Annotated in this window: 19 protein-coding genes; 12 read left to right on the forward strand and 7 right to left on the reverse strand. The window is 72.7% G+C overall.

The window, feature by feature from the left end; genetic code table 11:
• Window positions 1–149: 149 nt before the first annotated feature.
• Entirely contained in the window at window positions 150–1268 is a 1119-nt protein-coding gene (locus DAI17_RS18930) for a glycosyltransferase family 2 protein (RefSeq protein ID WP_107774800.1), read from the reverse strand.
• Between the two features lie 36 nt (window positions 1269–1304).
• On the opposite strand from DAI17_RS18930, the gene DAI17_RS18935 reads away from it, so the two are divergent.
• The 10 genes from DAI17_RS18935 to DAI17_RS18980 all read left to right on the forward strand — a co-directional run bounded on the left by DAI17_RS18935 (window position 1305) and on the right by DAI17_RS18980 (window position 12472).
• Entirely contained in the window at window positions 1305–2420 is a 1116-nt protein-coding gene (locus tag DAI17_RS18935) for a sulfotransferase family protein (protein WP_234412602.1), read from the forward strand.
• Entirely contained in the window at window positions 2417–3367 is a 951-nt protein-coding gene (locus DAI17_RS18940; protein WP_107774801.1) for a glycosyltransferase, read from the forward strand. The genes DAI17_RS18935 and DAI17_RS18940 overlap by 4 nt, the downstream gene beginning before the upstream one ends.
• 168 nt (window positions 3368–3535) lie before the next feature.
• A complete protein-coding gene (locus DAI17_RS18945; RefSeq protein ID WP_107774802.1) occupies window positions 3536–4477 on the forward strand; it encodes a Rossmann-like and DUF2520 domain-containing protein in 942 nt (313 codons plus the stop codon).
• Window positions 4474–5379, forward strand: a complete 906-nt coding sequence (gene panC, locus DAI17_RS18950; protein WP_107774803.1) for a pantoate--beta-alanine ligase — start codon at window positions 4474–4476, stop codon at window positions 5377–5379. Before DAI17_RS18945 ends, panC begins: the two co-directional genes overlap by 4 nt.
• Window positions 5379–5795, forward strand: a complete 417-nt coding sequence (gene panD, locus DAI17_RS18955; protein WP_107774804.1) for an aspartate 1-decarboxylase — start codon at window positions 5379–5381, stop codon at window positions 5793–5795. Before panC ends, panD begins: the two co-directional genes overlap by 1 nt.
• 9 nt (window positions 5796–5804) lie before the next feature.
• Window positions 5805–7496: an L-aspartate oxidase gene (locus DAI17_RS18960; RefSeq protein WP_107774805.1), complete on the forward strand. Its 1692-nt coding sequence runs from the start codon at window positions 5805–5807 to the stop codon at window positions 7494–7496.
• Window positions 7493–8395, forward strand: a complete 903-nt coding sequence (gene nadC / locus DAI17_RS18965; protein WP_107774806.1) for a carboxylating nicotinate-nucleotide diphosphorylase — start codon at window positions 7493–7495, stop codon at window positions 8393–8395. The genes DAI17_RS18960 and nadC overlap by 4 nt, the downstream gene beginning before the upstream one ends.
• Window positions 8392–9174 carry a type III pantothenate kinase gene (locus DAI17_RS18970; protein ID WP_107774807.1) on the forward strand — a complete coding sequence of 261 codons (783 nt, stop codon included), beginning with the start codon at window positions 8392–8394 and terminating at the stop codon, window positions 9172–9174. The genes nadC and DAI17_RS18970 overlap by 4 nt, the downstream gene beginning before the upstream one ends.
• A gap of 151 nt (window positions 9175–9325) precedes the next feature.
• Window positions 9326–9661: a histone-like nucleoid-structuring protein Lsr2 gene (locus DAI17_RS18975; protein ID WP_107774808.1), complete on the forward strand. Its 336-nt coding sequence runs from the start codon at window positions 9326–9328 to the stop codon at window positions 9659–9661.
• A gap of 216 nt (window positions 9662–9877) precedes the next feature.
• Complete coding sequence (locus tag DAI17_RS18980) at window positions 9878–12472, forward strand: ATP-dependent Clp protease ATP-binding subunit (protein WP_107774809.1); 2595 nt, start codon at window positions 9878–9880, stop codon at window positions 12470–12472.
• 198 nt (window positions 12473–12670) lie between these two features.
• On the opposite strand, the gene DAI17_RS18985 is transcribed toward DAI17_RS18980, so the two are convergent.
• Window positions 12671–13537 (reverse strand): HhH-GPD family protein, encoded by an 867-nt coding sequence (locus DAI17_RS18985; RefSeq protein ID WP_107774868.1) that lies wholly within the window; start codon window positions 13535–13537, stop codon window positions 12671–12673.
• Between the two features lie 82 nt (window positions 13538–13619).
• On the opposite strand from DAI17_RS18985, the gene DAI17_RS18990 reads away from it, so the two are divergent.
• Window positions 13620–14453, forward strand: coding sequence for a hypothetical protein (locus DAI17_RS18990; RefSeq protein ID WP_159081645.1), 834 nt, complete (start codon window positions 13620–13622; stop codon window positions 14451–14453).
• 175 nt (window positions 14454–14628) lie between these two features.
• On the opposite strand, the gene disA is transcribed toward DAI17_RS18990, so the two are convergent.
• Window positions 14629–15711 (reverse strand): DNA integrity scanning diadenylate cyclase DisA, encoded by a 1083-nt coding sequence (gene disA, locus DAI17_RS18995; RefSeq protein ID WP_107774811.1) that lies wholly within the window; start codon window positions 15709–15711, stop codon window positions 14629–14631.
• A gap of 42 nt (window positions 15712–15753) precedes the next feature.
• Complete coding sequence (radA, locus tag DAI17_RS19000) at window positions 15754–17163, reverse strand: DNA repair protein RadA (protein WP_107774812.1); 1410 nt, start codon at window positions 17161–17163, stop codon at window positions 15754–15756.
• Window positions 17164–17237: 74 nt separating this feature from the next.
• Here radA and DAI17_RS19005 point away from each other — a divergent pair, with 74 nt between their 5' ends.
• Entirely contained in the window at window positions 17238–18308 is a 1071-nt protein-coding gene (locus tag DAI17_RS19005) for a LacI family DNA-binding transcriptional regulator (RefSeq protein WP_107774813.1), read from the forward strand.
• 9 nt (window positions 18309–18317) lie between these two features.
• On the opposite strand, the gene DAI17_RS19010 is transcribed toward DAI17_RS19005, so the two are convergent.
• The 3 genes from DAI17_RS19010 to DAI17_RS19020 form a co-directional block, all read right to left on the reverse strand.
• Window positions 18318–18905: a class I SAM-dependent methyltransferase gene (locus DAI17_RS19010; RefSeq protein ID WP_234412603.1), complete on the reverse strand. Its 588-nt coding sequence runs from the start codon at window positions 18903–18905 to the stop codon at window positions 18318–18320.
• A gap of 113 nt (window positions 18906–19018) precedes the next feature.
• Entirely contained in the window at window positions 19019–19657 is a 639-nt protein-coding gene (locus tag DAI17_RS19015) for a VOC family protein (RefSeq protein ID WP_107774814.1), read from the reverse strand.
• A gap of 89 nt (window positions 19658–19746) precedes the next feature.
• Entirely contained in the window at window positions 19747–20508 is a 762-nt protein-coding gene (locus DAI17_RS19020; RefSeq protein ID WP_107774815.1) for a hypothetical protein, read from the reverse strand.
• Window positions 20509–20528: the final 20 nt, after the last annotated feature.

Genomic DNA, 20528 nt, shown 5'->3' on the forward strand with positions numbered 1-20528 from the left:
ACCTTGGACATGGACACCCCAGCCGACAGACTGGCCAGACTGCTCGCCAACCCGGCAGCAGCATGAACCGTTGCTTAGACCGAACGACCTTGCCCGGCCAGCAACCGTCAAGTTCACCGCTCCAGCGGTGATTTCGACAGACGGGGCTCCTACACCTCGTGCGGCCGCAGCGCGAGCGCAGCGGGGTCGACGGTGTCCGTGTCGAGCACCCGGTGCGGTACGGCGATGCGCCACTCGCCGCTCGCGACGTCCTGCACCCGGTCCGCCGGGCCGTCGAGCCCGGCCACCCAGGTCATCAGGGCCGCCGCCTCGGGGCGGCGGTCCTGCTCGACCAGCCAGCCACAGAGCCGGTGCACCGGCGGCAGCCCGCTGTGCACCAGCGAGCGCTGCCCCCACAGCTCGAGCACCCCGGCCCGCAGCAGTCGCCACCACTCGTCGCTCGCGCCGGGGATGAGCAGGAAGTAGCGCCACAGGTCGCCGGCGAGCACCCGGTCCACGGCGTAGGACGTGACCACCGGGTCGCCGTGCGCCTCCACCGAGGCGAGCGTCATCCGCTTGGTCTCCCACCGGTCGACCAGGTCCGGCACCGACGCCCGCTGCTGGGTGATCGAGGTGCCGTCGGTGCGGATGCGCCAGTGGTAGACCGGCTCCTCGAGCACGTCGAAGGTGCCCGCCAGGTAGGCACGCGTCGTGGTCGGCTGGTCCTCGTAGCGGACCCGCTCGGGCCAGGAGAGCCCCGCCGACTCCCAGAAGGACCTCCGGAACAGCTTGTTCCACGCGAAGACGTCGCCGAGGATCTCCGGGTGGTCGTGGATGCGGACCCCGGTCAGCGGCGGGTGGTGCAGCCGACGCATCCACGGCGGCTCGGTGAGCGAGCCGTCCTCCCAGCGCAGCACCGACCCGGTCGCGAAGTCCGACCCCGAGGCCTCCAGCGCCGCCACGAGGGTGGCCAGCGCGTGCGGCGGCAGCACGTCGTCGGAGTCGAGAAAGCCGACGTAGTCGCCCCGCACGTGGCGGAGACCCTCGTTGCGGGCGGCACCGAGCCCGCCGTTGTGGGTGTGCACGACGCGGATCCGGGGGTCGCGCGCGGCCCACTCGTCGGCGATCTCGCCGGACCGGTCGGGGGTGCCGTCGTCCACGACCACGGCCTCCCACCGGGTGTGCGTCTGGGCCGCCAGGGACTCCAGGCAGGCGGGCAGCCAGTCCTCGACGGCGTACACGGGCACGACCACGCTGACCAGGGGCCGCCGACGACCAAACCACTTCACGAGGGGGGACAGTAACGAGTTGTAGGCTCACCGACCGTGACTGAGGCGAGCGGGACCCGATCGACGACCCAGCGGCAGGCCCGCGCCATCGACGAGATGAACCCCGACGGCGTGCCCCGCAAGGTGCTCTTCGTCGCCGGCGCCGGCCGCAGCGGCACCTCGACCATGGCCGGCATCGCCAGCCTGCTGGGCATGCACGTCCCGCTGCCCGAGGTCCCCGCCGACGCGTCCAACCCCCGCGGCTTCAGCGAGCCCCAGTGGGTGGTCGACCTGCACGACCGGCTCCTCAAGGAGGCCGGCGTCCAGGTCAGCGACAGCCGCCCCAGCGCCTGGTTCGAGACCGGCCGCATCTCCACCCGCGAGCCCGCCCGCATCCGGGTCACCGAGTGGCTCGAGCCGCACTTCGACGTCCACCCCGAGCTCGTCGTCAAGGACCCGCGACTGAGCTGGTTCCTCGGCCTGTGGCGGGTCGCCGCGATCCGCACCGGCGCGACGCCGGTCTTCGCCACCATGCTGCGGCCGCCGGCCGAGGTGGTGGGCAGCAAGCAGAAGTACTACGCCAACAAGCTCGGCGCCTCGCACCTCGCGGCGAGCTGGCTCAACATGCTGCTCCACACCGAGCGCGCCACCCGCGAGAGCGCCGGCAGCGGCCGGGTGTTCGTGCGGTACGAGGACCTGCTCACCGACTGGGTGAAGACGACGATGCACGTCGGCAAGACCCTCGACCTGCAGACGATCATCCACACGCGCAGCGACCAGATCCGCGAGGTCCACCGCTTCATCGACCCCAACCTGCGCCGGGTCACCCAGACCCTCGACGACCTCGGCCTCCCGCCGCGGCTGCACGAACTCACCGCCACCACCTGGACCGAGCTCAACAAGCTGGCCGAGCCCGACGGCGACACCGCCGAGGTGCACGCGACCCTCGACGAGCTCCGCGACGCCTACACCGACCTCTACGAGGAGGCCGAGGCGATCAGCCGGTCCTCCGTCGTGGCCGCGCGGATCGCCGGCGCCCAGGCCGCGGCCGACGCCCCGGCCCCCGCGACCGGGCTGGCCGACCGGATCCCGCACGACGTGCGCGCCAAGATCCCGCCGTCCGTACGCCGCGGCGTCCGCAAGGCGCTCGGGCGGGAGCGGACCCAGGGATGAGCATCCCCATCGGCTCGGGCCCCGGCCTGTCCAACATCGAGGGGCACACCGACTTCGACATCGTGTGGCCCTGGAACCGCGAGGGCGGGCTGCGACGCGGCGCGACCGCCGTGCTGCGGGTGAAGAACGAGGCGGCGTCGATGCCCTTCGTGCTGCCGCCGCTGCTGCGGGCCTGCGACGCGGTGCTGCTCGTGGACAACGGCTCCGACGACGGCACGGGCGAGGCCGCGCTGGCCGCCGCCGCCCACGCCGGCCTTCCCGACAGGCTGACGGTCAAGGAGTACCCCTTCTCCGTCGCCCGCGCCGGCGCCGAGCACCTGGCGGTCAACGAGCGCTCGGTGCACTCGCTGGCCTACTTCTACAACTGGTGCTTCAGCCACGTGCGCACCCGCTACTCGTGGAAGTGGGACGGCGACATGGTGCTCACGACCGAGGGCGAGGTCTCGCTGGCCGACCTGTCGTGGCAGATCGGGATGACCGACGCCGTCGTGCGCATCCCGCGCCACGGGCTGTACATCAAGGACGACACCACCGCCTACCTCGACCTCGGCCTGCGCAACATCGAGGAGTGGGGCTTCCCGATGAGCCCGGACTTCGTCTACTCCAAGGCGCCGGAGTGGGAGATCCGCACCACCCCGGAGAACTTCCGGATGTTCGCCCTGCCCCAGGGCCTGGTCGTGGAGCTGAAGTACCTCGACGGCGACGAGTTCGCGCACTGGACCGACCCGGCGTCGTTCGCGACGAGCATCCGCAACCGCCGCAAGCGCCGGGAGTGGACGGTCTTCAACGCCCTCAACTCCGGCGAGGTCCCCGAGGGCGTCACCGAGATCGTGGCACCCGAGGGCGAGCACGTGGTCGACCATGTGACCCGTGCGTGGCTGCCCCGCGCCCCCCGCCCGTTCGTCGTCGACGACCCCGACCACGCCAAGCTGCACCTGCGCGCCTGAGGGATCCGTACGCCGTGGGCGCGGGCGTGTCGGGTACGTCACGTCCGCAGTCGGTTCCCACGGCGGAATCCGCGGGCGTACCCTCGGCGTTGAATCGAGCACATCGAGCGGTACCCAGCCTGTCTCCTCGGGGGAGGCAGTGGGACTGAAACGAGAGGTTCGCACCAGATGACCCAGCCCAGCACGGGCCTGCGGGTCGGCGCCATCGGCGCCGGTCGCGTCGGCGCGACCCTGTCCGCCGCCCTGCGCGCCGCCGGCCACGACGTCGTGGCCGTGGCGGGTGAGTCCGACGCCTCCCGCCGCCGCATCGCGGCGCTGCTCCCCGGCGTACCGGTCGCCAAGCCGTCCGACGTGGCCCGCGCCTGCGACCTGCTGCTCCTCACCGTGCCCGACGACATGCTGCCCAACGTGGTGGCGATGCTGGCCGCGTCCGGGGCGATCCGCGAGGGCCAGTACGTCGCCCACACCTCGGGTCGCCACGGCCTCGCCGTCCTCGAGCCCGCCGCCGCGGTGGGGGCGCGGCCGATCGCGCTGCACCCGGCGATGACCTTCACCGGCACCGAGGTCGACCTGCCCCGCCTGGCGGGCTGCGTCTTCGGCGTGAGCGCCGGTGAGGCGGAGCGTGAGCTCACCGAGCGCCTCGTCGCCGAGCTCGGCGGTCGCGTCGTGTGGGTGCCCGAGGACCGTCGCACGCTCTACCACGCAGGTCTCGCGCACGGCGCCAACCACCTCGTGACCCTGGTGTCCCAGGCCGTCGAGCTGCTCTCCCAGGCGCTCGACACCGGCTCCGACGCGGACGTCAGCGCCGCCGACACCCTGCGCCCGCTGCTCAACGCCGCCCTCGACAACGCGCTCGCCCAGGGCGACTCGGCCCTCACCGGCCCGATCGTGCGCGGCGACGTCGAGACGGTCCGCGCCCACCTCGCCGACGTCGCGGCCACCGCCCCCCACACGCTCCCGTCGTACGTCGCCCTGGCGCGCGCCACCCTCGACCGCGTCGTCACCGACGGGCGGGTCCTGCCGATCCGGGCGGCCAAGCTGGCGGCGGTCCTCGACGACGCCGAGCGGGCCGCGGCTCCCGGCCTGCCCACGGAGCGCCCCGCCCGATGACCACCACCCCCGTCCTCGCGTCGACCCGCGAGGAGCTGCGGGCCTGGCGCGCGCAGCGACCGGGCCGCGTCGCCTTCGTGCCCACCATGGGCGCACTCCACGACGGCCACGCCAGCCTGATGCGCACCGCCCGCAAGCACGCCGACACCGTGGTCGTCAGCGTCTTCGTCAACCCGCTGCAGTTCGCGGAGGGCGAGGACCTCGACCGCTACCCGCGGACCCTGGAGGCCGACCTCGAGGTCTGCGCCGCCGAGGGCGTGGACGTCGTCTTCGCCCCCTCGGTCGAGGAGGTCTATCCCCACGGCGTGCGCAACCAGCAGGGCGTGACCGTCGACCCCGGCCACCTGGCGACGATCCTCGACGGTGCGAGCCGCCCGGGGCACTTCACCGGGGTGCTCACCGTCGTGGCCAAGCTCTTCGGCCTCGTCCAGCCCGACGTCGCGGTCTTCGGTGAGAAGGACTACCAGCAGCTCGCGCTGATCACGCGGATGGCCGCTGACCTGTGCCTCCCGGTGGAGGTCGTGGGCGCCCCGACGGTCCGCGAGGACGACGGCCTGGCCATGTCCAGCCGCAACCGCTACCTCGACCCGGACCAGCGCCGGGCCGCGGTCGCGCTGAGCCGGGCGCTGCGAGCGGCGCAGGAGCGGGCGTCGTACGGCGTGCCGGCGGCGCGCTGGGCGGCGATGAGCGTCCTGCGCGCGGAGCCCGCGGTCGAGCTCGACTACCTCGCGCTCACCTCGCCCGACCTCGGCGAGGCGCCCGAGACGGGGGAGGGCCGGATCCTGGTCGCGGCCCGGGTCGGCACCACCCGGCTCATCGACAACATGCAGATCTTCTTCGACCACCTTCCACAGGCGGGCACCCCGACCGGGGGCTCGACCACCACTGAGAGGAGCAGCTGATGCTGCGCACGATGATGAAGTCCAAGATCCATCGGGCCACCGTGACCCAGGCGGACCTGCACTACGTCGGGTCGGTGACCGTGGACGAGGACCTCCTCGACGCGGCCGACCTGCTCGCCGGCGAGCTCGTCCACATCGTCGACGTCACCAACGGCGCCCGCCTGGAGACCTACACGATCGCGGGCGAGCGCGGCTCGGGCGTGATCGGGATCAACGGCGCCGCCGCCCGGCTCGTGCACCCCGGCGACACGGTCATCCTCATCGCCTACGGGCAGATGGAGACCGCCGAGGCCAAGGAGTACAAGCCGTCGGTCGTCTTCGTCGACGCCGACAACAAGGTGATGGCCACCGGCTTCGACCCCGCCGAGACGTTCGGCGACTCCTCGCTGACGCGCGGCGACTTCCTGTCCCGCTAACCTGCGCGGATGCAGTCGTCGCCCCCGGGGCTCCCGCAACGCCTGCGGGCGCCCGAGCCGGGCTGGACCACGCGCGCCGACGCGGTCGTCATCGGGTCCGGCATCGCCGGGCTCACCGCCGCGCTCCGGATCCGGGCGGAGGACCCGGCGCTGTCGGTGCTGGTCGTCACCAAGGACGTCCTCAGCGCGGGCTCGACCCAGTGGGCCCAGGGCGGCATCGCCGCGGCCCTCGGCCCGGGTGACACGCCGGAGCAGCACCTGCACGACACCCTGGTGGCCGGTGCCGGCGCCTGCGACGTGGAGGCCGTCCGGGCGCTCGTGACCGAGGGTCCCGCCGCCGTGCACGAGCTGATCGCGCTGGGGACACGTTTCGACCACCACGAGGGCGAGCTGTCGCTGACCCGCGAGGGCGGCCACCTGCGCGACCGCATCGCGCACGCCGGGGGCGACGCGACCGGTGCCGAGATCCAGCGGGCGTTGATCGCCGCCGTGGAGCGCGACCCCGCCATCGAGGTCATCCAGCACGCGCTGGCGGTCGACCTGCTCCTCGCCGCCGACGGTGGCGTGGCCGGGGTGACCCTGCACGTGCTGGGGGAGGGCCAGCGCGACGGAGTCGGGGCGGTGCACTGCCGCGCCGTCGTGCTCGCGTCGGGCGGCCTGGGCCAGGTGTTCTCCCAGTCGACCAACCCCAGCGTCTCCACGGGCGACGGGATGGCGCTGGCGATGCGTGCCGGCGCGACGCTGCGCGACCTCGAGTTCGTGCAGTTCCACCCGACGGTGATGTACCTCGGCCCCGACTCCCAGGGCCAGCAGCCGCTGATCTCCGAGGCAGTCCGCGGCGAGGGCGCCTTCCTCGTCGACGCCCTTCCTGAAGAGGGGGGCACCCGCTTCATGCAGGGCGAGCACCAGCTCGCCGACCTCGCCCCCCGCGACGTGGTCGCCAAGGCCATCACCCGGCGGATGATCGAGACCGGCGAGCCGCACATGTGGCTGGACGCCCGGCACCTCGGCGCCGCGTTCTGGGAGAGGCGCTTCCCCACGATCCTCGCCGTCTGCCGCGAGCACGGCGTGGACCCCACGACCGAGCTGATCCCGGTCGCCCCGGCCCAGCACTACGCGTCCGGGGGCGTCGCCACCGACCTGCACGGCCGCTCGGACGTGCCCGGCCTCTACGCCACCGGCGAGGTGGCCTGCTCCGGCGTCCACGGCGCCAACCGGCTGGCGTCCAACTCGCTGCTCGAGGGCCTGGTGTTCTCCCGCCGCATCGCCGCGGTCCTGCCCGGCGAGCTGCGTCCCTGGGCGGAGCCGGTGCCCGACGGCCGCCCCGCCGGGCTCACCGCCTGGGACCGGCGCCGCGCGCTCCAGGAGGTCATGACCTCGCGGGTCGGCGTGCTCAGGACGGCCGACGGCATGCAGGAGGCGCTGGACCGGCTCGCCGCCCTCGGCGGCGCCGGCGACGAGGCCCCGGGTGTCGACGGGTGGGAGACCACCAACCTGCTCTCCCTCAGCACCGCCCTGGCCGCTGCGGCCCTGCTGCGCGAGGAGACGCGCGGCTCCCACTGGCGCGAGGACTTCCCCGACCGCGACGACCTCAGGTGGGCCGGCCACGTCGACAGCCGCCTCGTCGCCGGCGAGCTCCGGCAGGACTTCGTCGCCGCACCCTCGACCGACCCGTCCGCCCTGACCGTGGAGAACCGATGACGCCGTACGCCGCCCTGCCGCCCGCGCTGCTCGACGAGGTGCGGGCGGCCGGGCTCGACCCCGAGCAGGTCCACGCCGACATCGCCCGCGCCCTGGCCGAGGACCTCCCCGGCGGGGCCGAGGACGCCACCAGCGTCGCCACCATCCCCGCCGACGCCACCGGCACGGCCGACTGGTCGGCGCGCGAGCCCGGCGTCGTCGTGGGGCTGGCGCTCGCGGCGATGGTCTTCCACCAGGTCATGGGCGACACCGTGACGATCTCCGACCGGGTCGCCGACGGCACCCACGTGGACCGGGGCGACGTCGTGCTCCGTGTCTCCGGTCCCACCCGGGGGCTCCTGACCGCGGAGCGCACCGCGCTCAACTTCGCCAGCCACCTGTCCGGCGTCGCCACCGCCACCAGCCGCTGGGTGGCCGCCCTCGAGGGCACCGGCGCCCAGGTCCTCGACACCCGCAAGACGCTGCCCGGCTGGCGGGCCCTGCAGAAGTACGCCGTGCGCTGCGGTGGCGGCGTCAACCACCGCTTCAGCCTCGTCGACAAGGCGATGATCAAGGACAACCACGTCATCGCCGCCGGGGGCGTCGTGCCCGCCCTCGAGGCCGTGCGGGCGGCGTACCCCGGGCTCCCCGTCATCTGCGAGGTCACCGACCTCGACCAGCTGCGCGACCTGCTCGCCGTCGACGCCGAGTGGGTCCTGCTCGACAACATGGACGACGCCACGATGGCCGAGGCCGTGCGGGTGCGGGACGCGAGCGGGGTCGGGGCCGTGCTCGAGGCCTCCGGCGGGCTCACCCTCGAGCGTGCCCGGGCGGTCGCCGAGACCGGCGTCGACTACATCTCCGTCGGCGCCCTGACGCACAGCGTGACCGTCCTGGACCTCGGCATGGACCTGCGATGACGCTCCTGACGGTCGACATCGGCAACAGCCACACCTTCCTCGGCCTCTTCGAGGGCGAGGAGGTCACCCACCACTGGCGCGTCGCCACCGACGAGCGGCGGACCGCCGACGAGTGGGCCGTGCTCGTGCGCGGGCTGCTCACCCAGGTCGACCCGGCCGGCACCGCGGGCATCACCGGCATCTCGGTCTGCGCCACCGTCCCGGCCGTGCTGCACGAGTGGCGCGAGATGATGGCCCGCGACTTCCCGCACGCGCACAGCGTCGTGGTCGAGCCCGGGGTGCGCACCGGCGTGCCCGTGCTGATGGACAACCCCCGCGAGGTCGGTGCGGACCGCATCATCAACGCGCTGGCGGCCGCGACCCTCTACGGCGGTCCGGCGATCGTCGTGGACTTCGGGACCGCCACCACCTTCGACGTGGTCAGCGGGGCCGGCCAGTACATCGGCGGGGCGATCGCGCCGGGCATCGAGATCTCGCTCGAGGCGCTGGGCCGCCGCGGCGCCCAGCTGCGCAAGGTGGAGCTCGCCCGGCCGCGGTCGGTCATCGCCAAGAACACCGTCGAGGCGCTCCAGAGCGGCATGATCTTCGGCGTCGCCGCCCAGGTGGAGGGGATCGTCGACCGGATGATCGCCGAGCTCGGCTCCGCCGTCGACGACGTGACCGTCATCGCGACCGGGCACCTCGCGACCCTGCTCCTCGACGAGTGCGACTGCTTCACCGAGCACGCGCCGTGGCTCACCCTGCAGGGACTGCGCCTCGTGCACGAACGCAATTCCTAGAACCCTTTACCCGGGGTCATTCCGGACAGCTCTTTCGAATAGCGACCGAAATGGTCTGGTCGGGTATTTGCCCGACCAATTCGGCGCGAGTACCTTTCCGATATCGCGGGGGTAATTTCCGAGAAAGCCGATGTCTGGAAGAAGGCAAATCGTGGCACAAAAGGTCAACATCGTCCTCGTCGACGACCTCGATGGTTCCGAGGCCACCGAGACCGTCTCGTTCGGCCTCGACGGGACGTCGTACGAGATCGACCTCAACGACAGCAACGCGGCCGCCCTGCGCGAGGCCCTCAGCGGCTACGTCGGGCACGCCCGCAAGGTCGCCGGCGGCGCCCGCCGCGGTCGTCGCAGCTCCTCGGCGAGCAGCGCGGGCAGCTCGAGCAACACCAAGGACGTCCGCGAGTGGGCCAAGGCCCAGGGCATGGAGGTCTCCGAGCGCGGCCGCATCTCCGCGGACGTCCAGCAGGCGTACGACGCGGCGCACTGACGCGTTCCCGCCGGGACGACCTGCGCGGGTCGTCCCGGCGGGGGGTCCGCGGCTCACCCGCTGCGGGGGTGGACGCCGTCCTCCCCAGGGTGTTCGCTGAGAGCGGACGCCTCCGGTGGGCGACTGGGAACACGTAGGGTGGAGTCGGGCGTTGAGCCCACTGTCCGCGCACCGTCCGTCGGTGGCCTCGTGGACGCACCAGACGAAGGAGCGCACATGTTCGAGCGGTTCACCGACCGAGCCCGGCGAGTTGTCGTGCTGGCCCAGGAAGAGGCCCGCATGCTCTCCCACAACTACATCGGCACCGAGCACATCCTGCTCGGACTGATCCACGAGGGCGAAGGCGTCGCGGCCAAGGCGCTGGAGTCCCTCGACATCTCCCTGGAGGCCGTGCGCGCCCAGGTCGAGGAGATCATCGGCCAGGGCCAGCAGGCGCCCTCCGGCCACATCCCCTTCACGCCCCGCGCCAAGAAGGTGCTCGAGCTGTCCCTGCGCGAGGCGCTGCAGCTCGGCCACTCCTACATCGGCACCGAGCACATCCTGCTCGGCCTGATCCGTGAGGGCGAGGGCGTGGCCGCCCAGGTCCTCCAGAAGCTCGGCGCCGACCTCAACCGGGTCCGCCAGCAGGTCATCCAGCTCCTCAGCGGCTTCCAGGGCAAGGAGTCGGCCGCGTCCGGCGCGTCCACCGGGGGCTCGTCCTCCGAGGCGCCGTCGAGCTCGCTGGTCCTCGACCAGTTCGGCCGCAACCTGACCCAGGCCGCCCGCGAGGGCAAGCTCGACCCGGTCATCGGGCGCGAGCAGGAGATCGAGCGCGTGATGCAGATCCTCTCGCGCCGCACCAAGAACAACCCCGTCCTCATCGGCGAGCCCGGCGTCGGCAAGACGACCATCGTCGAGGGCCTCGCCCAGGACATCGTCAAGGGCAACGTGCCCGAGACGCTCAAGGACAAGCACATCTACACCCTCGACCTCGGCGCGCTGGTCGCCGGGTCGCGCTACCGCGGTGACTTCGAGGAGCGCCTCAAGAAGGTCCTCAAGGAGATCCGCACCCGCGGCGACATCGTGCTGTTCATCGACGAGATCCACACCCTCGTCGGCGCCGGCGCGGCCGAGGGCGCGATCGACGCGGCCTCGATCCTCAAGCCGATGCTCGCCCGCGGCGAGCTCCAGACCATCGGCGCGACCACGCTGGACGAGTACCGCAAGTACCTCGAGAAGGACGCCGCGCTCGAGCGCCGCTTCCAGCCGATCCAGGTGCAGGAGCCCTCGATCGCGCACACCATCGAGATGCTCAAGGGCCTGCGCGACCGCTACGAGGCGCACCACCGGGTGACCATCACCGACGAGGCGCTGGTCTCCGCGGCCACCCTGGCCGACCGCTACATCTCCGACCGGTTCCTGCCGGACAAGGCCATCGACCTCATCGACGAGGCCGGCTCGCGCCTGCGCATCCGCCGCATGACGGCCCCGGCCGACCTGCGGGAGTACGACGACAAGATCGCCGACGTGCGCCAGCGCAAGGAGGCCGCGATCGACGGCCAGGACTTCGAGGCCGCCGCCCGCCTGCGCGACGAGGAGAAGCAGCTCATCGCCCGCAAGTCCGAGCGCGAGTCGCAGTGGCGCTCCGGTGACATGGACGAGGTCGCCGAGGTCGACGAGGAGCTGATCGCCGAGGTGCTCGCCGTGGCGACCGGCATCCCGATCGTCAAGCTCTCCGAGGAGGAGTCCACGCGACTGCTCAAGATGGAGGACGAGCTGCACAAGCGGGTCATCGGCCAGGAGGAGGCCGTCAAGGCACTCTCCCGGGCCATCCGTCGTACGCGGGCGGGGCTCAAGGACCCCAAGCGCCCCGGCGGGTCGTTCATCTTCGCCGGCCCCTCGGGCGTCGGCAAGACCTGGCTGTCCAAGACGCTCGCCGAGTTCCTCTTCGGCGACGAGGACTCGCTGATCCAGCTCGACATGAGCGAGTTCGGCGAGAAGCACACCGTCTCGCGCCTCTTCGGCTCGCCCCCCGGCTACGTGGGCTACGAGGAGGGCGGCCAGCTGACCGAGAAGGTCCGCCGCAAGCCGTTCTCCGTCGTGCTGTTCGACGAGGTCGAGAAGGCCCACCCGGACATCTTCAACAGCCTGCTGCAGATCCTCGAGGAAGGTCGCCTGACCGACTCGCAGGGCCGTGTGGTCGACTTCAAGAACACCGTCATCATCATGACCACCAACCTCGGCACCCGCGACATCGCCAAGGGGGTCAACCTCGGCTTCCAGCAGTCGGGCGAGGCGGGGTCCTACGACCGGATGAAGAGCAAGGTGCAGGAGGAGCTCAAGCAGCACTTCCGGCCCGAGTTCCTCAACCGTGTGGACGAGATCATCGTGTTCCCGCCGCTGTCGCAGGAGCAGATCATCTCGATGGTCGACAACATGATCGCCGCCGTCGAGCTGCGCCTCAAGGACCGCGACATGCAGCTCGAGCTCACGCAGCCGGCCAAGAACCTGCTGGCCCAGCGTGGCTTCGACCCGGTGCTCGGTGCCCGGCCGCTGCGTCGCACCGTGCAGCGCGAGATCGAGGACGTGATGGCCGAGAAGATGCTCTACGGCGAGATCGGCCCCGGCCAGATCGTGCTCGTGGACGTCGAGGGGGAGGGTCCCACGGCGACCTTCACCTTCAAGGGCCAGAAGGTCTCGGCGCTGCCCGACCTGCCGCCGTTCGAGACCGCCGACGTGGCCGCCGAGCCGCTCGACATCGCGACGCCGGTCGAGGGCGAGGGTCCGGACGACTCCGAGGGCCCGACGGACGTGCCCCGCTCCACCGAGTGACGGCCTGACCGCACCAGCACGACCAGCACCACCGAGGAGCCCCCGGCGCACTCGCGCCGGGGGCTCCTCGCACGTCCGGGGCGTCCCGGGCCCTCGCCCCTCGCTGGGTAGTTTGGGACGAAATCGTCGGTGGATCGGCGACTTCTCCTACGAGATCGTCCCCAACTACCCGGGTCAGGGGTGGACGCGGTGGACGGACTACCCCGGGAGTGCGTAGCCGCCGTCGACGACGGCGACGAGGCCGTCCTCGACCAGCCCGGCCAGGCAGCGCTCCCGCTGCTCCGCCCCGGGCCAGACCGCCTCGATCGCGGCAGGCCGGACCGTGCCGTCGGCCTCGCGCAGCACGGCCATGATGCGACCGCGGCACTGGCGGTCGGTGCCGGCCCAGGCCTGCCCGCGCCGCGGAGGACCGTCGTACGCCGGACGGCCGGCCGCCTGCCACGCGCACCGGTCGGCGACCGGGCAGGCCCCGCACCGCGGGTCGCGGGCCGTGCAGACGAGCGCGCCGAGCTCCATCACCGCCACCGCCCAAGTGGCGGCGGTCGCCTCGTCGTCGGGCAGCAGCGTGGTGGCCAGGTCGCGCTCGGCGCGGGTCACGGACGCCGGCGGGAGCTCGGCACCCGAGGCGACCCGGGCCAGGACCCGGCGCACGTTGGTGTCCAGCACGACGTGGCGTCGTCCGAAGGCGAAGCTGGCCACCGCCGCGGCGGTGTAGTCGCCCACCCCGGGCAGCGCGATCAGGTCGTCGTACGACTCGGGCACCTCGCCGTCGTGCCGCTCCACGATGGCCACGGCGGCGGCGTGCAGGCGCAGCGCCCGCCGCGGGTAGCCGAGCCGCCCCCACATCCGGACCGCCTCGCCGGTGGCCTCGCCCGCCAGGTCGGCGGGGGTGGGCCACCGCTCGAGCCATGCGTCGTGGACCGGGAGCACCCGCGCGACCGGGGTCTGCTGGAGCATGAGCTCGGAGACGAGCACGGACCACGCCGACGCGTCGGGCCGACGCCAGGGCAGGTCGCGCGCGTGGGCGTCGTACCAGTCCAGGATCGGCTCGTGCAGCTCGCTCATCGCGGTGATCGTACGCACGGATCCGACGGTGGCCCGGTGTGGCTCCCGCTGCCGTGCCCGCCCGGCTCCTAGGGTCGGGGCCATGCCGTCCTCGCGTCCCGCTCCGCCGATGGCACCGCGTGGTCCCCTGCCCGCCCGGGTCTACTGGTTCCGCCGTCTCGTGGTGCTCGGGGTGGCCGTGCTGCTCGTGGCCGGCCTGGCCCGCCTCCTCGGGGGGTCGAGCGATGCGTCCTCCGACGAGGACCCCCAGGCGACCACCGCCGGCGCGACGACGGGAACGACCCCCACCGAGAGCACCACCCCGGGGGAGACGGCCGCGACGGAGGACCCGGCCGCCACGCCGACCGAGGGGTCGACCGAGGCGCCGAAGCGCAAGAAGAAGCAGACCCCCACCGAGCCGCCGCTCGCCGAGCCGAGCGGGACGTGCGAGAACGGCGACATCGTCGCCACCCCCACCATCACCGAGGCGCCGGGCGGTAGCGACGTCCCGATCACGCTCAACCTGCGCACCCGGGTCACCGAGGCGTGCACGTGGACGGTGTCGCCGGAGACCCTGACGGTCAGCATCACCTCGGGCAACGACTCCATCTGGTCGAGCCGCGAGTGCCCGGCGGCCATCGTTCCCCAGGAGGTGGTGGTGCGGCAGGCGGTCGACGCCCCGGTCGTCATCACCTGGAACGCCCGCCGCTCGGACGAGGACTGCTCCTCGCTCACCGAGTGGGCGCTGCCGGGCTACTACCACGTGGAGGCCGCCGCCCTGGCCGGCGAACCGACCGACGTGCAGTTCGAGCTGGTGCGCCCGTCCAGCGAGGTGATCACCAAGACGGTGACGCCCAAGCCCCAGAAGGGCAGGAAGAGGCAGCAGGACAGCTCGCACCAGCCCGGCGAGGACGGCACGGGCAACTCCGAGGGCTGACGTGGACGTGGAATCACCGGGCGCCCGGTGATTCCGTGGGTTCGGCCACGCTGCAGTGCGCGCGAACCCACTGGAACACGCGCCAACCACGCGGCCGACCTCGTGCCTCGGTCGCGGAGCGTGCTCCATCTGACCGCGCCCACGCGGTGCGCGCGGGCGCGCACGACCGCGTGGCTCAGATGTAGCGCTCGGTGATGCTGGACTCCGCGAGCCGCGAGAGTCCCTCGCGCACGCTCCGGGCCCGGAGCTCCCCGACGCCCTCGACGGTCTGGAGGTCGTCGATCCCGGCGGAGAGCAGCTGCTGGAGGCCGCCGAAGTGCTCGACGAGCCGGTCGACCACCGAGCCGGGCAGGCGGGGGACCTTGGCCAGCAGCCGGTAGCCGCGCGGGGCGACCGCGCCGTCGAGGTGCTCCCCGGTGCCGAGCCCGAGGACCGCGGCGACGGCGCCGGGATCGACCAGCTCGGCGGGGGAGAGGGCCGACAGGTCGGCCAGGATGACCGACGCCTCGACCTTGCGCCGCTTGCCCGCAGGCAGGTAGTCGCGGACGACCAGCTCGCGCTCGGCGTCCACGCCGGTGATGAGCTCCTCGAGCTGCAGGGACAGCAGCCGGCCGTCGGTGCCGAGCTCGAGCACGTAGTCCTCGATCTCGCGGGCGATGCGGGTGACCATCTCGAGGCGCTGGGCCACCACGGTCACGTCGCGCACGGTCACCAGGTCCTCGATCTCCAGCGCCGACAGCGTCGCCGAGACCTCGTCGAGGCGGAGCTTGTAGCGCTCGAGCGTCGCCAGCGCCTGGTTGGCGCGGGAGAGGATCTGGCCGGAGTCCTCGAGCACGTGGCGGATGTCGCCGACGTAGGCCGCGATGATCTGCATCGACTGCGACACCGAGATCACCGGGTGACCGGTCTGCTTGGCCACGCGCTCGGCGGTGCGGTGCCGGGTGCCCGTCTCCTCGGAAGGGATCGACTGGTCGGGCATCAGGTGCACGGCGGCCCGCGAGATCCGGGTGACGTCGCGGTCGACGATGATCGCGCCGTCCATCTTGGCCAGCTCGCGCAGCCCGGTGGCGGTGAACGGCACGTCGAGGGTGAAGCCGCCGGTGGCGAGCGACTCGACCATCTTGTCCTGGCCCAGCACGATGAGGGCGCCCGTGCGGCCGCGGAGGATGCGCTCGAGGCCGTCGCGCAGGGCGGTGCCGGGTGCGATCATCGCCAGGGTGGCGCGCAGGCGCAGCACGTCGTCCGAACGCTCGGGCACGGTGGTCCTCTCTGACGGGTACGACGCCGGGCGTCGCGGCGCTCAGTCTAGGGGACGCAGGCGGGGCCGGTCGTCGTTCGTCACGCGCAGGGTGCGCAGGGCGCCCCACACCGTGCCCTCGGCGATCACGCGCAGCCCGTCGACCATCTGCGGGGTGCCCCGGTCGGGCCGGTCGGACGCTCCGGGCTCCCGCGGCACCACGGCCACCTCGAACCCGAGCCGGGCGGCCTCGGCCAGACGCTGGGGCAGGTCGCGCACCCGGCGCAGCTCGCCGGCGAGCCCGATCTCGCCCATCGCCACGACCCCCTTGGGCGGGGCGATCCCGTTGGTGGCGCTGGCGACCGAGACGGCGATCGCCAGGTCGGTGGCCGGCTCGGTGAGCCGCGCGCCGCCCACGGTCGAGGCGAACACGTCGGAGGCGTGCAGCCGGATGCCGGCGTGCTGCTGGAGCACGGCCAGGATCATCGCGACCCGGGAGGAGTCGACGCCCGACGTCGTACGCCGCGGGCGCTCGAGCGGGGAGGCGGTGACGAGCGCCTGCACCTCCGCGAGCAGCGGGCGCCGCCCCTCCATCGTCACCGCCACGCAGGTCCCGGGCACCTGCTGGCTGTGGTGCTCGACGAAGAGCCCGGTGGGGTCGGTGACGGCGGTGATGCCACCGGCGGCGAGGTCGAAGCAGCCGACCTCGTCGACGGGGCCGAACCGGTTCTTCATCGCCCGGACCATGCGGAAGCGGGAGTTGCGGTCGCCCTCGAAGTTGAGCACCACGTCGACGAGGTGCTCGAGCACCCGGGGACCGGCGATCGAGCCGTCCTTGGTGACGTGGCCGACGATGACCGTGGTGATGTTGCGGGTCTTGGCCACCCGCACGAGGGCGGCGGCGACCTCCTTGACCTGGGTGACGCCGCCCGGCACGCCCTCGACGCCCGAGGCCGCGATGGTCTGGATCGAGTCGATCACGAGCAGGGTGGGTCGCACCTGCTCGATGTGGCTGAGCACCGCGCCGAGGTCGGTCTCGGCCGCGAGGTAGAGCTCGTCGTGGACGCCGCCCGTGCGGTCGGCGCGCAGCCGCACCTGGGAGGCGGACTCCTCACCGGTCACGTAGAGCGTCCGGGTGCGCACCCGGGCGGTCTGGGCGGCGACCTCGAGCAGCAGGGTGCTCTTGCCGACGCCGGGCTCACCGGCCAGGAGGATGGCCGCGCCGGGCACCAGCCCGCCGCCCAGCACGCGGTCGAGCTCGGGCACCCCGGAGGTCCGGAACGTGGAGTCCTCGACCGACACCTGGCCGATGGGGACCGCCGGGCTGGTCACCGGCGTGGCCGCCGCCCGGACGGTCGGCGCGGCCGCCTCGGCGACCGATCCCCAGGCCTGGCACTCGCCGCACCGGCCCACCCACTTGCCGGTCTCCCAGCCGCACTCCGAACACCGGTAGGCGGCACGCTGTCTGCTCATGGTCGGCACCGTAGGCGAGAGCACCGACGACGCGGTTATGCTGCCGGTGCTTGGAACGATCAAGGGGGACCGAGATGTCGCGACCGGAGTCCCGGCTGGGTGCGCACCTGCCGGTGTCGCCGCCGACGCTGGCGGACGTGGCCGAGCGCGCCGGGGTGAGCCGCCAGACGGTGTCCAACGCCGTCAACAACCCCGACCTGCTGCGCCCGGGGACCCTCGAGCGGGTCCGCCAGGCGATCGAGGAGATGGGCTACTCGCCCAACCGTGCGGCCCGCAACCTGCGGACCCGCACCTCCCAGCTGATAGGCCTGCGGGTCTCCCCGGTCCAGGAGGGCACCGCCAACGCGATGATGGACCGCTTCGTCCACACGCTGGTGGAGACCTCCGCGCTGGCCGGGCACCACGTGCTGCTGTTCACCGGCGACGACGAGGACCCGGTGGCCGGCTACGACAACCTGCTCCGGTCCACGGCCGTCGACGCCTTCGTCGTCACCGACACCTACCTCGGCAACCCGCAGGCCGCGTGGCTCGCCGCCCAGCGGGCCCCGTTCGTGGCGTTCGGTCGTCCCTGGGACCGCGCGAGCGCCCGTCACCCCTGGGTCGACGTCGACGGGGCCGCCGGCACCCGGCTCGCGACCGAGCACCTCGTCGAGCAGGGCCACACCCGCATCGCCTGGATCGGCTGGCGCAAGGACTCGCCCATCGGCGAGGACCGCCGCTCCGGCTGGCTCACCACCATGCACGAGCACGGCCTGTCCACCACCGGCCTCGCCAGCCGGGTCGAGGACACCGTGCAGTCCGGCGGCGAGGCGGCGGCCGTGCTGCTCGACGAGTCGGCGCCGACCGCCTTCGTGTGCGCCTCGGACACCCTCGCCATGGGCGTCCTGCACACCCTGTGGCTCCGCCAGCTCGCGCCGGGCCGCGACATCGCGGTGGTCGGCTTCGACGACTCCCAGGTCGCGCAGGTCTACCCCGTGGGCCTGACCTCGGTGCGCCAGCCCCTCGAGGACGTCGCGGTCGAGATCGTCCGGGCGCTGCAGAGCCTGCTGTCGCACCAGCCGACCCCCGAGGACGGCGTCCTCCTCACGCCGACCCTGGTCGTGCGCGAGTCATCGGCCCGGCCCGAGGCCGACGTCCCTGCGTGAGGACGAGGCTCAGTACTCCCGCCACCACAGGTTGACCGCGTAGTCGACCTCGGTGCCCTCGTGCGTCGCCAGCACCCGGTCCGCGACCTCCGGCGTGAGCTCGATCCGCACCACCGCCTCGAGGTCGGCGCGGGAGGCGAAGGACCAGCCCATGTCGATCGGCACGCGGGTCCAGCCGCGCTGGGACCAGAACCTCTCGACCTCGTCCGGGTCGACCGTCGGGTAGCCGAGGCGGAACCACGCCCCGAACGTCGAGCGGGTGGCGTCGTTGTCGATGACGAACGCGGTGCCGCCGCGGCGTACGACCCGGTCCAGCTCGGCCAGCCCCGGCTCGCAGCCGGGCCCGAAGAAGTAGGCCCACCGGGCCTGCACGACGTCCACCGACGCGTCGGGGAGCGGGACGGCCTGCGCGGTGCCTTGGAGCACCTCGACGTTCGCGAGCCTCCTCGTACGACGCCGCGCCAGCGCCGCGAGGGACCCGTGCGGCTCGACGCCCACGACCGCCCGCGCGCGCTCGGCCCAGCGCGGGAGGTGGAAGCCGGTCCCGCAGCCGACGTCGAGGAAGACCCGGTCGTCCCAGGGCGCGATCGACCTCATGGCGGCGTCGATGCGGCCGTGCGGGTCCGCGGCGCGGTTCTCGAGCTCGTAGGTCTCCGGGTGGTGCCAGATGTTCGGGCTCGGGGTGGCCCCGTCGCGCCGAGGAGGTCTGGTCAGAGTCGGACGAGCCCGGAGGGCGTCTGGACCTGGACGGCGATGATGCCCGGCGTGCCGTTGGGGGCGACCCACTCGACCTTGATGTCCTCCAGCGGCGCCTCGACGGTCTCGCCGAGCCACTCGCTGACCCGCTGCGGGTCACCGGCGATCTCGAGCGCGACCAGCGAGAAGCTGCTGTCGGCGGCGTTGCTCGGGTGCATCTCAGCCGGCGACTCCCACTGGATGAAGAAGGGGAGCTGCGGGTCGGAGAGCAGGCCGTGGACGCCGATCTGGCGCCAGAGCAGCTCCTCGCCGTTGGGCAGGTGGCGGTTGCCCTTGACCGACTCGCGGCCCAGCCGGGTCTCGACAGCGGTGATGTCGTCGACCGCCACCACCCAGCCGAGCCAGCCGCCACCGAGGGCGGAACGGGCACGGACGGCCTGCCCGAAGGGGGCCTTGTCGCTCGCAGGGTGGTCCAGCACCTCGACGATCTCGATGTAGGTGCGGCCGTCCAGCGGCATGATCATGTTGCGGGTCCCGAAGCGCGGGTGCACTCCGCCGTCGATGAAGTCCTTGCCGAGCTGGCCCCCGATGCGCTGGGCGGTGCTGGCAAGTCCATCCGGTCCGGCTGCGAACGAAAGATGGTCCAGGCGCATGCGAGCATTGTGTGCTCGCACCCTTCGGGGTGCTACATCGGGGTCAGGTTGTCTTGACGTCGAGGGATCTCGACCCGGTGAGTCGAGGGTCAGCGCGGGTCGGCGGGATGCAGCGCGAGGGCCGACCGGGAGCGCACGTGCGCGTCGCAGTGCCGCACCAGCTCGGCGTACGCGGCCTCGCCCATCAGCTCGGTCAGCTCGGGCTCGTGGGTGACGTAGACCGGCTCCGGGGCGACGTGGGCCTCGGTGTTGCCCGAGCAGTACCAGTCGAGGTCGTGCCCGCCCGGCCCCCAGCCGCGCCGGTCGTACTCCCCGATCGACACCTCGGTGTACGACGTCCCGTCCTGGCGCTCCACGGTGCGGAACGTGCGCCGGATCGGCAGCTGCCAGCAGACGTCCGGCTTGGTCTCGAGCGGGTTGCGGCCCTGCTCGAGCGCCAGCCCGTGGAGGGCGCAGCCGGCACCCGAGGGGAAGTCGGCGCGGTTGTGGAAGACGCACGCCGACTGGCCGTCGTACTCCACGGCGATCGTCTTGCGCTCGCCCTCGTCGTCCGCCTCCGCCCAGCCCTCGGTGAGCACGGTGCGCTGCGGGTGGAACTGCCACTGCTCCGGCGTGAGCTGCGCGACGTACGACGCGACGCGCTGCTCGTCGTCGGCGTCGCTGAAGTGGGCGCCCAGGGTGCAGCAGCCGACGTCGGGGGAGTCGGCGTAGATGCCCCGGCAGCCCTGGCCGAAGATGCAGGTGTAGCCCGACGTCAGCCAGGTGAGGTCGCAGCGGAAGACCTGCTCCTCGTCGGCCGGGTCGACGAACTCGACGAACGCACGGGGAAACACCAGGTCGACTTCGGGCACTGGGCAAGCCTAGTAGTTTG

The sequence above is a fragment of the Nocardioides sediminis genome, assembly GCF_003047295.1.
In the GTDB taxonomy this organism is placed as follows: domain Bacteria; phylum Actinomycetota; class Actinomycetes; order Propionibacteriales; family Nocardioidaceae; genus Nocardioides; species Nocardioides sediminis.

Bases quoted from the DNA above. Each gene is read 5' to 3' on its own strand.
- DAI17_RS18940 (WP_107774801.1), top strand. From the start codon at position 2,417: ATGAGCATCCCCATCGGCTCGGGCCCCGGCCTGTCCAACATCGAGGGG.
- DAI17_RS18945 (WP_107774802.1), top strand. From the start codon at position 3,536: ATGACCCAGCCCAGCACGGGCCTGCGGGTCGGCGCCATCGGCGCCGGT.
- panC (WP_107774803.1), top strand. From the start codon at position 4,474: ATGACCACCACCCCCGTCCTCGCGTCGACCCGCGAGGAGCTGCGGGCC.
- panD (WP_107774804.1), top strand. From the start codon at position 5,379: ATGCTGCGCACGATGATGAAGTCCAAGATCCATCGGGCCACCGTGACC.
- DAI17_RS18960 (WP_107774805.1), top strand. From the start codon at position 5,805: ATGCAGTCGTCGCCCCCGGGGCTCCCGCAACGCCTGCGGGCGCCCGAG.
- nadC (WP_107774806.1), top strand. From the start codon at position 7,493: ATGACGCCGTACGCCGCCCTGCCGCCCGCGCTGCTCGACGAGGTGCGG.
- DAI17_RS18970 (WP_107774807.1), top strand. From the start codon at position 8,392: ATGACGCTCCTGACGGTCGACATCGGCAACAGCCACACCTTCCTCGGC.
- DAI17_RS18980 (WP_107774809.1), top strand. From the start codon at position 9,878: ATGTTCGAGCGGTTCACCGACCGAGCCCGGCGAGTTGTCGTGCTGGCC.
- DAI17_RS18985 (WP_107774868.1), bottom strand. From the start codon at position 13,537: ATGAGCGAGCTGCACGAGCCGATCCTGGACTGGTACGACGCCCACGCG.
- DAI17_RS18990 (WP_159081645.1), top strand. From the start codon at position 13,620: ATGCCGTCCTCGCGTCCCGCTCCGCCGATGGCACCGCGTGGTCCCCTG.
- radA (WP_107774812.1), bottom strand. From the start codon at position 17,163: ATGAGCAGACAGCGTGCCGCCTACCGGTGTTCGGAGTGCGGCTGGGAG.
- DAI17_RS19005 (WP_107774813.1), top strand. From the start codon at position 17,238: ATGTCGCGACCGGAGTCCCGGCTGGGTGCGCACCTGCCGGTGTCGCCG.
- DAI17_RS19010 (WP_234412603.1), bottom strand. From the start codon at position 18,905: ATGAGGTCGATCGCGCCCTGGGACGACCGGGTCTTCCTCGACGTCGGC.
- DAI17_RS19015 (WP_107774814.1), bottom strand. From the start codon at position 19,657: ATGCGCCTGGACCATCTTTCGTTCGCAGCCGGACCGGATGGACTTGCC.